Below are 13860 nucleotides of genomic sequence, written 5' to 3' on the forward strand. Positions count from 1 at the left end.
GTCGTCCGGTTCGTCGATCGTCGAGGACTGTACCTGTCCGCAATCGCCAGTAGCGTGCCGGCCATGGCCCCGAAGACGACGCCCCCGGTCCTCAGCCCGCGCGCCCTCAACCGCGCCACCCTCGACCGGCAGCTCCTGCTCCGACCCGCCCCCCTCACCGCCGAGCAGGCCGTGCACCACCTCGTCGGCCTCCAGGCGCAGAACACCAAGCCGCCGTACTACGCGCTCGCCGCCCGTCTCGACGGGTTCCGCCCCGAGGACCTGTCCGGGCTCATGGAGTCCCGCCGGGTCGCCCGGATCGTCAGCCTCCGCTCCACCGTTCACACCCACACCCGGCGCGACGCCGTCGCCCTGCGCCGGCTCGTCCAGGACGGGGCCGTCGACCGGGAGCTCAGGATGTTCCGCGAGGGGCTCGACGGCGTCGACCTGGACCGGCTCACCGCCCTCGCGACCTCCTACGTGGAGGAACGGCCCCGTACGCCCAAGGAACTGCGCGAGCACCTGCTGCGGGAGTGGCCCGACGCCGACCCGCAGTCGCTCGGCATCGCCGCCCGCTGCCTGCTGCTGATGGTGCAGGTCACCCCGCGCGGGCTGTGGAGAAGCAGCGGACAGGTGGCCCTCACCACCGCTGACGCGTGGTTCGGCGAGCAGGACGACGCACGCGCGGGAATCGACGAGACCGTCCTGCGCTACCTCGCCGCCTTCGGGCCCGCCTCCGTCAAGGACGCGCAGACCTGGTGCGGCCTCACCCGCCTCCGCGCCGCCTTCGAGCGCCTGCGCCCCGGGCTGCTCGCGTTCCGCGACGAGAACGGCACCGAGCTGTTCGACCTCCCCGAGGCTCCCCGCCCCGACGAGGAGACCCCGGCGCCGCCCCGCTTCCTGCCCGAGTTCGACAACCTCCTGCTCTCCCACGCCGACCGCACCCGCGTCGTGCCCGCCGCGCACCGGGGCCGCACGTGGACGGGCAACCAGGCACACAGCGTCTTCCTCCTCGACGGGTTCCTCGCGGGCCTGTGGCGCCTCGAGGAGGGCAAGGAGCGGACGATCATGACCATCGAGGCGTTCACCCGCCTCACCAGGGCCCAGCGCGCCGAACTCACCGCCGAGGCCGAGCGCACCCTGCGACTCATGGCCCCGTACGACATCCCGTACGAGATCGTCTTCACCGAACGGACTGGGTGAGCCGAGCGGACCCGGTGCATCGCCGGCCGGTGCCACCCACCGGCCCATGCCGTCTCGACCCGCCCTACGGCAGCGCCCCCGCCCGCCGCGCCGCCACCACCGCCTCCAGGCGCGTGTGCGCGCCCAGCTTGCGCATCGCCGAGCGCAGGTAGCCCTTCACCGTCTCCGGGCGCAGGCCGAGGCGCGCCCCCGCCGCCGCGTTCGTCGCGCCCGAGGCCACCGCCGCCAGCACGTCCGTCTCGCGGGGCGTGAGCAGCGGCGTACGGGGGGCTCCGGGGGCCGGTCCGGGTGTACCGGAGGCCTTCTCCAGGCGGCCGCACACCGCGAGCAGTCGGTCCCGTAGCAGCGGGTCGGCCACCTTCGGCGCCAGTTCGCGCAGCTCCCCGTACGCCTGCCGCACCTCCTCCCAGGACGGCCCCGCGCCCTCGGGTTCCACGAGCCGGCGCGCTTCGTCCCGTACGGCCAGGGCCTGCTCCACGTCCCGGGCCGCCGCCACCGCCGCGTCGAAGACCCGCTCGCCGATCGGCAGGGCGTCGCGCAGCGCCCCGTACAGCACGCCGCGGACCTTGCGGCGTACGACGACGGGCACGGCGATCACCGAGCGCAGCCCCTCCGCGGCGACCGGGCCGTCGTACTCGTGGGTGATGTGCCGGGCCGACGGGTAGTCGGTCACCGCGCACGGCCGCGACAGGGCCAGGCACTTCCCGCCGAGGCCCGAGCCGGCCGAGATGGTCAGCCCGTGCAGCGCCGGCGTCACCGCCCCGTCGAGTTCCGCGATCCGCATCGCCCGGCCCTCGCCGAGCAGCCCGCCGAACACCACCTGGAGACCGGTGGTGCGGCGCAGGCGCAGCACGGCGGCGCGCAGTTCCACCGATTCGACGTGCTCGGGCACCGGCGCTCCCCTTCGTCCTGGTCTTCGTCCTGGTCCGTCCGCGCGGTCACCCCCGAACGGGGGTAGTGAGACCTGGGTCACCGATTACACGATGTCCGGGACCGGTCCCGCAACGAGGAGGGCACATGACGGCAACGAGCGCGACGGGCGCCACGGATGCGACGGAGGGCTTCCGGGCCGCCCGTGACTTCCTGCTCCGGCACCGCGAGGACTACGCGACGGCGTACGAGGGCTTCGCCTGGCCCCGGCCCGTCCGTTTCAACTGGGCGCTCGAGTGGTTCGACGTCATCGCGGCGGGCAACGACCGCACCGCCCTGCACATCGTCGAGGAGGACGGCGCCGAGACGAAGCTGAGCTTCGCCGAGATGTCCGCCCGCTCCAACCGGGTCGCCAACTGGCTGCGCGCGCAGGGCGTCCGCGCCGGGGACCGGATGATCGTCATGCTCGGCAACCAGGCCGAGCTGTGGGAGACCATGCTCGCCGCGATGAAGCTGCGCGCCGTCGTCATCCCTGCCACCCCGCTGCTGGGCCCCGCCGACCTGCGCGACCGCGTGGACCGCGGTCAGGCCCGGCATGTCCTCGTACGCGCCGAGGACACCGCCAAGTTCGACGACGTGCCCGGGGACTACACCCGCATCGCGGTCGGCGGCGGCGGTGGCGGCGAGGGCGAAGGCAACCCCGAAGGCGACGGCGGCGGCGTGCGCTGGCTCGGCTACGAGGACGCCGACCGCGAGTCCGCCGCCTTCGAGCCGGACGGCGTCACCCGCGCCGACGACACCCTCATGCTCTACTTCACCTCCGGCACCACCGCCCGCCCCAAGCTCGTCGAGCACACCCACACCTCGTACCCCATCGGCCACCTGGCGACGATGTACTGGATCGGCCTCGAGCCCGGCGACGTGCACCTCAACATCTCGTCGCCCGGCTGGGCCAAACACGCCTGGTCCAACCTCTTCGCCCCGTGGAACGCCGAGGCGACCGTCTTCATCCACAACTACAGCCGCTTCGACCCGGCCCGCCTGATGGCCGAGATGGACAAACACGGCGTCACCAGCTTCTGCGCCCCGCCCACCGTCTGGCGCATGCTCATCCAGGCCGACCTCGGCCAGCTGGCCGCCCCGCCCCGCGAGGTCGTCGCGGCCGGCGAACCGCTCAACCCCGAGGTCATCGAGACCGTCCGGCGTGCCTGGGGCGTCACCATCCGGGACGGCTTCGGGCAGACCGAGACCGCCGTCCAGGTCTCCAACAGTCCCGGCCAGCCGCTCAAGGAGGGTTCGATGGGCCGCCCGAGCCCCGGCTTCCGGGTCACCCTCGTCGACCCGGTGAGCGGCCGCCCGGACGTCGAGGAGGGCGAGATCTGCCTCGACCTGTCCGCCGACCCGGTGGGCCTGATGACCGGCTACCACGGCGACCCGGAGCGTACGGCCGAGGCGATGGCGGACGGCTACTACCGCACCGGCGACATCGGCTCCCGTGACGCTGAGGGGTATATCACCTATATCGGGCGTTCCGACGACGTCTTCAAGGCCAGCGACTACAAGATCAGCCCCTTCGAGCTGGAGAGCGCCCTGCTCGAACACGAGGCGGTCGCCGAGGCCGCCGTCGTCCCCGCCCCCGACCCGCTGCGACTCGCCGTCCCCAAGGCGTACGTCGTCCTCGCGGCGGGCTGGCGGCCGGACGCCGACACGGCGAAGGCGCTCTTCGCGCACTCCCGCGAGGTCCTCGCCCCGTACAAGCGGATCCGTCGCATCGAGTTCGCCGAGCTGCCGAAGACGGTCTCCGGCAAGATCCGCCGCGTCGAGCTGCGGCAGCGCACCGCGGACGGCCGGAGCTCGGGCGTCGAGTACGCGGAAGGGGACCTCGCATGAGCAGCGGCCGGGAACTCTCGTACGACCACGGGGCGGACCCCACGCCCCTCCTCGGAGACACCATCGGCGCCAACCTCGACCGGGCCGTCGCCGCCTGGCCCGAGCGCGAGGCGCTGGTCGACGTGCCCACCGGCCGGCGCTGGACCTACGCGCAATTCGGCGCCGACGTCGACCGGTTGGCGGACGCGCTGCTCGGCAGCGGCGTGCGCAAGGGCGACCGGGTCGGCATCTGGGCGGTCAACTGCGCCGAGTGGGTGCTCGTGCAGTACGCCACCGCCCGCATCGGCGCCGTCATGGTCAACATCAACCCTGCCTATCGAGCCCATGAGTTGAGCTACGTCCTGAACCAGGCGGGCGTCACCCTGCTCTTCGCCTCCCTCACCCACAAGACCAGCGACTACCGGGCGATGGTCGACCAAGCGCGCCCCGAATGCCCGCGGTTGACGGAGGTCGTCTACATCGGAGACCCGAGCTGGGACGAGCTGCTCACCCGTACGGCGCCGGAGGGCGTGGTCCCGGCCGAGCTGTCCAGCGACGAGCCGGTCAACATCCAGTACACCTCGGGGACGACCGGTTTCCCGAAGGGCGCCACCCTCTCCCACCACAACATCCTCAACAACGGTTATTTCGTGGGCGAGATGATCGCCTACACCGAGCAGGACCGGATCTGCATCCCCGTGCCCTTCTACCACTGCTTCGGCATGGTGATGGGCAACCTCGCCGCCACCTCGCACGGCGCCTGCATGGTGATCCCGGCCCCGTCCTTCGACCCGGCCGCCACCCTCCGCGCGGTGCAGGAGGAGCGCTGCACCTCCCTCTACGGCGTACCGACGATGTTCATCGCCGAGCTGAACCTCCCCGACTTCGCCTCGTACGACCTGTCCACCCTCCGCACCGGCATCATGGCGGGCTCGCCGTGTCCGGTGGAGGTGATGAAGCGGGTGGTCGCCGAGATGAACATGGCCGAGGTGTCCATCTGCTACGGCATGACGGAGACCTCGCCCGTCTCCACGCAGACCCGGCGCGACGACGACCTGGAGCGGCGCACGGGCACGGTCGGCCGGGTCATGCCGCACGTCGAGGTGAAGATCGTCGACCCGGCGACCGGCCTCACCGTCCCGCGCGGCACGGCAGGCGAGCTGTGCACCCGCGGCTACAGCGTGATGCTCGGCTACTGGGACGAGCCCGGGAAGACCGCCGAGGCGATCGACCCGGCCCGCTGGATGCACACCGGCGACCTCGCCGTGATGCGCGAGGACGGTTACGTCCAGATCGTCGGCCGGATCAAGGACATGATCATCCGGGGCGGGGAGAACGTGTATCCGCGCGAGATCGAGGAGTTCCTCTACGGCCACCCGAAGGTCGCCGACGTGCAGGTCGTGGGCGTCCCCGACCCGCGCTACGGCGAGGAGATCCTGGCCTGCGTCATCCCGCGCGACCCGGCCGATCCGCCGACCCTGACCGACATCACCGCCTTCTGCCGCGACCGCCTCGCCCACTACAAGATCCCCAGGCGGGTGGAGATCCTGGCCGAGTTCCCGATGACCGTGAGCGGGAAGGTGCGCAAGGTGGAGCTGAGGGAGCGTTACGGGGCGGGTTGAGGGGCCGGCGGGGCGGCGGGCCTCGGGGCGGGCGGCCGAGAGTGCGGTTGCGCCGCTGCCCGGGGGGTCTCCGGCCGAGCGGCGGGGGCCCGCGTCACTTCACGGCGCATACAGACGCGGGGCCAGGCGGCCAGGCCGTGGGTCGCCTCGGCCCGGCTGATCTCCCGCAGGCCCTCGGTGAGTCCCGGATCGCTCTCGGCGAGCGGGCGGAAGCCGAGCCGGGTGTAGTACGGGGCGTTCCACGGGACCTCGGTGAAGGTGGTCAGGGTCAGTGCCGTCAGGCCCTGCTCCCTGGCGGCCGCCGCGAGATGGTCGATCAGCTCCCGTCCGACGCCACGGCGGGCCGCGTCCGGGTGCACCGAGACCTGCTCGATGTGGGCGGCGCCGTCGACGGTGTCGGCGAGCAGGTACGCGACAGGGTGGTCGGCCCCGTCCACCGCCACCCAGGCCCGGCCGGCCCGGCGGTAGCCCTCAAGGACGTCCAGCGGAAGGGGCTCGTCGTCGGCGATGTCACCCATGCCGAGGGGGCGGAATGCCTCGCCCGCGGCTCGTTCGATGTCCTGCAGCAGGGGGAGTTCGGCCGCAGCGGCCGCTCGGATGCGCATACGACAGTATGGCGCGACGGGCGTAGGGAAGGCGTCAGTCGCGGGGATGCCCGGACCGTGTGGGTGGGCGGCGGGTGCCGGGACGCGGCGGGCGTCCGCCGCCGCCGGATCGTGTCCGGCGGGACCGTATCGTGTCAGGCCGGGGTCGGATCGTGCTGGATCATTCCGGATCATTCCGGATCGTGCCGGATCATGTCAGTCGGGGGTGCCGGCGGTGCAGGTGGGTCCGTTGTCGGGGTGCCAGCCGCGACCGGTCGCGTAGCCGTCGCCGCGGTCGCCGTGGCGGCCGAGCAGTCCGCCGTCGCGCGAGAAGTGCGGGAGGAACAGGGCGAGTGCGGGGTCGCCGTACAGCGCCACGTACAGCAGGACGTCCTTGCCGTCGGTCACCTCGCGGCGGTGCGCGGGCAGCGGGTGCCGTTCGCGCAGGCCCGCCAGGAGGCGGCGGGCGGCGCGGGGCGTCGGCGGTACGCAGAGCAGGGCCGCGGCGGCGAGCACGGGGAGGGCGCCGAGCGTGAGCGCCGGTGCGGTGACCTCCGTCGCGAGGAGCCCCGCACCGACGGTGAGCGGCACGCAGGCCAGCAGGACCCTGGCCGCCAGCAGACGTCGGGGAGGCCGCAGGAGTCCGGTCCTGCCGAGCTCCGCGCGCAGGGCGTCCAGGGCATGGCGTGCCTTGGGGCGGGTGGCCAGGACCCTGAGCGCGAGGGCGCGTTGGAGCGAGCGGTGGACGCCCAGCTGGAGCGGGTCACGGGTGCGGCCGGCCCCGCCGTTGGCGCGAATCGTGCCCCGCCGCCCGGCGGCGACGGCGCCGCGCTGATGCAGGGCCACCAACGCGACGGTGACGGCCGCCCGAGGCCCGCCGCGTAGCAACGCGAGGGCCTGTGGGGGCAGTTCGGGCCGCGCCTTGCTGCGGGTATGCAAGAGCCAGACCGCGAGAACCAGTTGACCGAGCGTCACTCCGAAGAACCACCACGTCCCCATCGTCATGGTGTTCACCCCCCGAGTGTGTTGTTCCCGGGGGAGAGGCGATCGTCACGTGGGAATGGCCGGAAGCTTGCGCCGGCTTACGGGGCTCCGGTGGCGAGGAGGGTGTCGGCGGAGGCGTTGACGGGTTGCGGGGTTCCGGTGAGGTCCAGCACGAAGAGCGGGATGCCGAGACCTTCGGCGCGCTCGTGGGCGTCGGGGGTGTACCCGGCGAGGGAGAAGTAGATGCTGATGGAGGAGCTGCTGAGGCCGTTGAGCCACAGGCACTCGACGGCCCGCAGCCCGGTCGGCCGGGTACTCGGATCCACCTGCGCGACGAACCCCGGCCCCCGCAGATCCACCGCCGCCGCGGACCGCTCCTCCGGCTGCACCACGTCCCGGAACCCCAGCCACCGCAGATACCCGGCGGAGGCGGCGACCGCGTCCCGGGTGGTCCGGATGGTGACGGGGCGGAACGCGGAACGGGCGGGGAGGGGGTGGGTGTGGGACGGGTGTGCCGGTGGGAGGGGAGAAGGGTGCCGCTGGGCGAAGGAGGGGTAACCGTCGATGTCGTCGTGGGCGCCCCAGGGGGTGGGGACGGGGTGGTTCCAGGCGGGGCCGGTGCCGGGGTCGGAGTCAGGTTCTGTGGCGGGGCCTGCGCCGGTGTCGAGGCACGCGTCGGTGCCTGTGGCAGGGTCTGCGCCGGTGCCGTGGTCGGCATCGTCGCCACCAGGGCCGGCGCCCGGGTCGGCCCCGGGGCCCGGTGCCGACCCGGGGCCGGCTTGGCCGCCGTGGTCGCTCGCGGGAGCGGGGCCCGCGCCGAGGCCGGCTTCGCCGCCAGGAACGGTGCCGCGATCGGCCGAGGGGGCCGACGGCCGCCCGGCGCCGGACGCCGGGGCGCCGGAGGCTGGGGCGTCGGACGCTGGGTCGTCGGACGCTGGGTCGCCGGACGGCTCTGCGCCTGCGTCGCGGCCGGCGAGGGCGCCGTCGACGGCCGAGGAGCCTCGGCCGCTGTCGAGGCCGCGGTCGCGGCCCTGTCTGCCGGACTCGGGCATGGGGGTCGACGGCTGCCCGGGCGCGCGGGCCGTGTCGGCGGCGTCGCCGGGCTCGCCCGGGCGGGCGTCGGCGCCCGTGCGGTCGGTCGCGGTGCCGTTCGGCTGCCCGGCCTTAGGGCGGCCCCCGGTTCTGGGGCCGGTGGACCACGCGCCGGGAGCGGACTCGCGTCCGGGCCCTGCCGCGGCGTCCTCACCGGGGTGCCCGATCGCGCCGGGCCCGGCGGCAGGCTCCGCCACCCAGCCGGCCGCGCCCCGCTGCCGGCCGGACACGGGGGTGGACTCCGGGCCTGTGCCGTGGTCCGCCCCTGCCTCCTGCCCCGAGGCCCGAGGTCCTGGTGCCGGTCGAGCCTCCGGGTCGTGGCCGCGCCCGGTCGTGGCAGCCCGGTCGCCGGGCTCCGGCTTGTGGCCGGATGCGGGGCTGTACCCCGTACGCGGCAAGTGACCGGTTTCGGTCCCTGATCCGCCCTCGGTGTCCGATCGTCCCCCGGACTGCGATCCACTCCCGGCCGCCGGCCCACTCCCGGCCGCCGGCCCACTCCCGGCCGCCGGTCCGCCCTCCACCGGCGATCCGCCCTCGCTCGTCGCCCCGCCCACGCCGGCGGCGTCCGTCCCGTAGCCGTGCTTCTGCTCTGCCGGGACCCAGTGGCCAGGCCGATCCGGCCCTCCGTCCGCCCCCGGCTCCGCCTCGCCGCCGGGCTCCCGCCCCGGGCCGGACGGGCCGCCCAGCTCGTGGTCGACGACCCCGCTCGGGCCGTCGCTCCCGCTCCAGCCGTCACTCCCGCTCGGGCCGTCGCTCCAGGCGGGCCGTCCAGGCTCCGCGGTCACGCCCGGCTGCCTCCTCTGCTCAGGAGTGCTGCTCCCCTCAGGCCGCAGCCCGGGAGCACCGCTCCCTTCGGGCCCCAGCCCCGAGCCGCCGCCCTCGCCCCGCCCGGGCCCGCCGTTCCCGGAGTGCCGCCCGGGCCCGCCGTTCCCGGAGTCCCGGCCAGGCCGGTCGTCCCGGTCCGGCTGCGGCCAGGGGCTGCCGCCCCCGCCCGGCCGTAGCCCAGGACTCCCACCAGTCGCCCCATCCCCCCGTACCGCCACCCGCAGCACCGCCCCGCACGAGCAGCCCACCTCCGGGTGGGGCCAGTCGGAGGCGCGGGCGCAGGCGGGGCAGCGGACGGTGATCCATTCGTCGGACCAGTTGCGGTGGGTGACGGGCTCGCCGGGGGCGCCGGGGATCACCGGGGGTGCGACCGGGGTGCCGCAGGCGCAGGGGAAGGCGGGTGGGGCGTACCTCTGCATGCGGAGGCATTCCGGGCAGCGCACCTGTACCGACTCAGCCACTCCGAACCCCCTCCGCTCGCCCACCCATCGTCCACCAATCCAGCCGCCCGGGGGGTGGAGTTCGGCCATCCCGCGAGACGCCTTCCGTGGACGTCTCTTGACGCGTCTCCGCCCGCCGACCTACATTGCTTCCGTATTGCAGAACAGTACTTCCGCATTATGGAAATGAGCCCGCCGAGGCCCCGCCCGGAGCCGCGGCGCGCTTGTGTCCCCCTGGCCGAAGCAGGAGCACTCCCATGCCTCGTATGACCGCCGCCGCAGCGGCCGTTGAGATCCTCAAGCGCGAAGGCGTCACCAACGCGTTCGGTGTGCCCGGCGCGGCGATCAACCCCTTCTACCGAGAGCTCAAGAACGTCGGCGGCATCAGCCACACCCTCGCCCGCCACGTCGAGGGCGCCTCCCACATGGCCGAGGGCTACACCCGCGCCAAGGCCGGCAACATCGGTGTCTGCATCGGCACGTCCGGCCCCGCCGGCACCGACATGATCACCGGCCTGTACTCCGCGATCGCCGACTCGATCCCGATCCTCTGCATCACCGGCCAGGCTCCGGTCTCGAAGCTCCACAAGGAGGACTTCCAGGCCGTCGACATCGCGACGATCGCCAAGCCCGTCACCAAGGCCGCGACCACCGTCCTGGAGGCCGCGCAGGTCCCCGGTGTCTTCCAGCAGGCCTTCCACCTGATGCGCTCCGGCCGTCCCGGCCCGGTCCTCATCGACCTGCCGATCGACGTCCAGCTGACCGAGATCGAGTTCGACCCCGAGACGTACGAGCCGCTGCCGGTCTACAAGCCGTCCGCCACCCGTGCCCAGGCCGAGAAGGCCCTCCGGTTCCTGCTGGAGTCCGAGCGTCCGCTGATCGTCGCCGGCGGCGGCATCATCAACGCCGACGCCACCGACCTCCTGGTCGAGTTCGCCGAGCTGGTCAACGTCCCGGTCATCTCCACCCTGATGGGCTGGGGCACCATCCCGGACGACCACGAGCTCGCCGCCGGCATGGTCGGTGTCCAGACCGCGCACCGCTACGGCAACGCGACCTTCCTCGAGTCGGACTTCGTCCTCGGCATCGGCAACCGCTGGGCCAACCGCCACACCGGCTACAACATGGACGCCTACACCAAGGGCCGCAAGTTCGTCCACGTCGACATCGAGCCGACCCAGATCGGCAAGATCTTCGCCCCGGACTACGGCATCGCCTCCGACGCCAAGGTCGCCCTGGAGCTCTTCGTCGAGATCGCCAAGGAGCTGAAGGCGGCCGGCGAGCTGCCGGACTTCTCCGCCTGGACCGCCTCCGCGCAGGAGCGCAAGGCCACCCTCCAGCGCCGCACGCACTTCGACAACATCCCGATGAAGCCGCAGCGCGTGTACGAGGAGATGAACCGCGCCTTCGGCCCGGAGACCCGCTACGTCACCACCATCGGCCTCTCCCAGATCGCGGCCGCGCAGTTCCTGCACGTCTACAAGCCGCGCCACTGGATCAACTGCGGCCAGGCCGGCCCGCTCGGCTGGACCATCCCGGCCGCCATCGGTGCCGCCACCGCGGACCCCGGGACCCCGGTCGTCGCGCTCTCCGGCGACTACGACTTCCAGTTCATGATCGAGGAGCTGGCCGTCGCCGCCCAGCACAAGGTCCCCTACGTCCACGTCCTCGTGAACAACGCCTACCTGGGTCTGATCCGCCAGGCGCAGGGCAACCTGGGCATCAACTTCGAGGTCAACCTCGAGTTCGAGAACATCAACACCCCGGAGATCGGCGTCTACGGCGTCGACCACGTCAAGGTCGCCGAGGGCCTGGGCGTCAAGGCGATCCGCGTCGAGGACCCGGAGAAGCTGGGCGAGGCCCTGGAGCAGGCCAAGAAGATGGCCGTCGAGTTCCAGGTCCCGGTCGTCGTCGAGGCGATCCTGGAGCGCATCACCAACATCGCGATGAGCAAGACGGTCGACATGAGCGACGTCACCGAGTTCGAGGACCTGGCCACCGAGCCCGGCCACGCGCCCACCGCGATCAAGGCCCTGAAGGTCTGACCCCCGAGGGTCCGATCAGGGAGCCGTGACACGGCCCCCGCCCCGCTGAGCACCGGGGCGGGGGCCCCGTCGCGTCTGCGCCCGTACGAGTACGGCTCCCGCCTCCGTCCAGTCGTACAGCACCGACCGTCCCGCCCGCCTCCTGCGGACCAGGCCGGCGTCGAGCAGCACCTTCAGATGCCGGCCCACCGAACCGAGACCCTGCCCGGTCAGCGCCACCAACTGGCTGGTGGACTTGGGGGATTCCAGGCGTACGAGGACCCCGGCGCGGGCCCTGCCCAGCAGGGCGCCCAGCGCGTCGGGCTGCGTGCCGCCCTTCGCCTCCGCCAGTGCGCCGGAGCACGCGTACACGATCGCCGAGCGCTCCGTACCCTCCCATGACACCCAGCCCCGGCTCGGCGTCACCGGCACGAGGAACAGCCGGCCGCCGTCGATCGATCTCGGCGGGTACGTACGGGTGTTGACCTGGAGCCGGCCGTCGCCGAGCCAGCGCAGCTTCCCCGGGCAGAGCGCGTCCAGCGCCGCCGCCCAGCCGCCCACGCTCAACTGCGCGGTCCTGGCCACCACATCGGCCTCGATGATCCCGCGCCGCCGCGGCCACTCCGGAAGCACCGTCTCCCGCCACACCCAGTCCAGGACCCCGGCCATGCGACCCGGAAGATCCGGCGCCGACCGCAGCGGCTCCGGTACGGGGCCACCCACGGCCACCTCCAACTGCGGTACCGCGTCGGCCGGTTCGGCCTCCCGCACGGCAGTCAGCTCCTCCTCGAACGTCGGCTCGCCCTCGCCCAGCGGGGTCGGGGTCAGGAAGTCGGCGTTCCATGTGGCCCCGATCGCGGCCCGCACGAGCAGGGCGTCGAGCGGCTCCTGCGCGAGCCGGCGCCGGTACGCGGGCAGCCGTTCCGCCAGCCAGGCCCGCTCGCCGGGGTGATCGCCCGAGGCGCCGTGCAGGACCTTGAGCGCGGCGATCGTCTCGGCCAGCGGCGAGACCACGAACCGGCTTCCCGCCAGCGTGTCCGTACCGATGTGCCACCAGCCCACGGCGCCCGCCCCCCGTGCAGTCCCCCATGTTTCGCGTCCACGCGAAACGATATCGGACCGCCCGGCCGCTCCCCGAGACTCCACCGCATGCCCCGATACCGCGAGTTGTTCCGTACCCCCGAGTTCACCCCCCTCTTCCTCAGCGGCACCGCGCAGGTCGCCGCCCAGACCGTCTCCGGCCTCGGGCTCGCCACCCTGGTCTTCCGGGCGACGGGCTCCCCGCTGCTCTCCGCCCTCGCCATGTTCGGACCGGCGCTCGCCCAGCTCGTCGGCGCCACGACCCTGCTGTCCGCCGCCGACCGCCTGCCGCCCCGCGCCGGGCTCACCACCGTCGCCCTCCTCTTCGCCGCAGGCACCGCGGCCCAGGCCGTCCCCGGACTGCCGCTCGGCGCCGTCTTCGCGATCCTCCTCCTCCAGGGGATCGCCGGCTCGGTGACCGGCGGGGTGCGCTACGGCCTGCTCCACGAGATCCTGCCCCGCGACCGCTTCCTGATCGGCCGCTCCGTGTTCAACATGTCGGTCGGCGTCTGCCAGATCGCCGGCTTCGCCACCGGCGGAGTCCTGCTCGCACTGCTCTCGCCCCGCGGCACCCTCCTGACGGGAGCGGTGCTCTACCTCGCCGGCGCCCTGGTCGCCCGCTGCGGCCTGTCCCGGCGCGCCCCGCGCGCCGCCGGGCGGGCCTCGGCCGCCGAGACCTGGCAGACCAACGCCCGGTTGTGGTCCTCGCCGGCCCGCCGGCGTGTCTACCTCGCCCTGTGGGTGCCCAACGGGCTCATCGTCGGCTGCGAATCCCTCTTCGTCCCGTACGCCCCCGATCGCGCCGCACTGCTCTTCGTCTGCGCCGCTCTCGGGATGCTGGCTGGCGACACGGCCGTCGGGCGGTTCGTGCCCGAGGCGTGGCGCGGGCGGCTGGCCGCGCCGCTCCAGGCGCTGCTCGCGGCCCCGTACCTGATCTTCGTGCTCGGCCCGGGGCTGCCCGTCGCGGTGGTCGCGATCACGGTGTCGGCGGTCGGCTACGCCGCGAGCCTGCTCTACCAGGAGCGGCTCATGGCCCTGGTCCCCGAGGAGCTGAGCGGCCACGCGCTCGGCCTGCACGCCTCGGGCATGCTCGCCCTCCAGGGCCTGAGCGCGGCACTCGCCGGTGCGCTCGCCCAGCTCACCTCGCCGGCCACCGCGATGACCCTCCTCGCGGTCGCCTCGCTCACCGTCAACGCCGCGCTGGGAGCCACCGAAGCGCCCGGTCGGCCGCGGAAGACCGCCCCCAGCGGTCACTCCACCGGCTGACGCGGCTTGCCCCGCCGTTCCG

The 13860-nt window shown here is 73.5% G+C and carries 10 protein-coding genes; 5 read left to right on the top strand and 5 right to left on the bottom strand.

The annotated features are described in order from the left end of the window. The first annotated feature begins 63 nt into the window (after positions 1-63). A complete protein-coding gene (locus ACIGEZ_RS17125) occupies positions 64-1182 on the top strand; it encodes a winged helix DNA-binding domain-containing protein (RefSeq protein WP_399831700.1) in 1119 nt (372 codons plus the stop codon). 64 nt (positions 1183-1246) lie between these two features. Here the strand turns inward: ACIGEZ_RS17125 and ACIGEZ_RS17130 are convergent, their stop codons facing one another. Continuing rightward, entirely contained in the window at positions 1247-2074 is an 828-nt protein-coding gene (locus tag ACIGEZ_RS17130) for a response regulator transcription factor (protein WP_399831702.1), read from the bottom strand. 125 nt (positions 2075-2199) lie between these two features. Here ACIGEZ_RS17130 and ACIGEZ_RS17135 point away from each other — a divergent pair, with 125 nt between their 5' ends. Next, the gene (locus tag ACIGEZ_RS17135) at positions 2200-3942 is read left to right on the top strand and encodes an AMP-binding protein (protein ID WP_399831704.1); all 1743 of its coding nucleotides are present in this window, start codon (positions 2200-2202) and stop codon (positions 3940-3942) included. Beyond that, positions 3939-5543 carry an AMP-binding protein gene (locus ACIGEZ_RS17140; RefSeq protein WP_399831706.1) on the top strand — a complete coding sequence of 535 codons (1605 nt, stop codon included), beginning with the start codon at positions 3939-3941 and terminating at the stop codon, positions 5541-5543. Before ACIGEZ_RS17135 ends, ACIGEZ_RS17140 begins: the two co-directional genes overlap by 4 nt. Here the strand turns inward: ACIGEZ_RS17140 and ACIGEZ_RS17145 are convergent. The 3 genes from ACIGEZ_RS17145 to ACIGEZ_RS17155 form a co-directional block, all read right to left on the bottom strand. Beyond that, the gene (locus ACIGEZ_RS17145) at positions 5528-6148 is read right to left on the bottom strand and encodes a GNAT family N-acetyltransferase (protein ID WP_399831708.1); all 621 of its coding nucleotides are present in this window, start codon (positions 6146-6148) and stop codon (positions 5528-5530) included. The genes ACIGEZ_RS17140 and ACIGEZ_RS17145 overlap by 16 nt on opposite strands. 195 nt (positions 6149-6343) lie before the next feature. Continuing rightward, positions 6344-7132, bottom strand: a complete 789-nt coding sequence (locus ACIGEZ_RS17150) for a TIGR04222 domain-containing membrane protein (RefSeq protein ID WP_399832135.1) — start codon at positions 7130-7132, stop codon at positions 6344-6346. Between the two features lie 77 nt (positions 7133-7209). Further along, positions 7210-8433, bottom strand: a complete 1224-nt coding sequence (locus tag ACIGEZ_RS17155; protein WP_399831710.1) for a hypothetical protein — start codon at positions 8431-8433, stop codon at positions 7210-7212. A 1292-nt stretch (positions 8434-9725) separates the two neighbouring features. Here ACIGEZ_RS17155 and gcl point away from each other — a divergent pair. Next, positions 9726-11513: a glyoxylate carboligase gene (gene gcl, locus ACIGEZ_RS17160; protein WP_399831713.1), complete on the top strand. Its 1788-nt coding sequence runs from the start codon at positions 9726-9728 to the stop codon at positions 11511-11513. A 15-nt stretch (positions 11514-11528) separates the two neighbouring features. Here gcl and ACIGEZ_RS17165 read toward each other — a convergent pair whose 3' ends face one another. Beyond that, entirely contained in the window at positions 11529-12554 is a 1026-nt protein-coding gene (locus ACIGEZ_RS17165; RefSeq protein WP_399831715.1) for an ArsR family transcriptional regulator, read from the bottom strand. Between the two features lie 87 nt (positions 12555-12641). On the opposite strand from ACIGEZ_RS17165, the gene ACIGEZ_RS17170 reads away from it, so the two are divergent. Then, complete coding sequence (locus ACIGEZ_RS17170; RefSeq protein WP_399831717.1) at positions 12642-13838, top strand: MFS transporter; 1197 nt, start codon at positions 12642-12644, stop codon at positions 13836-13838. Positions 13839-13860 lie beyond the last annotated feature (22 nt).

Origin of the sequence: Streptomyces sp. NPDC085481 (genome assembly GCF_044541845.1) — a bacterium.
GTDB lineage: Bacteria > Actinomycetota > Actinomycetes > Streptomycetales > Streptomycetaceae > Streptomyces.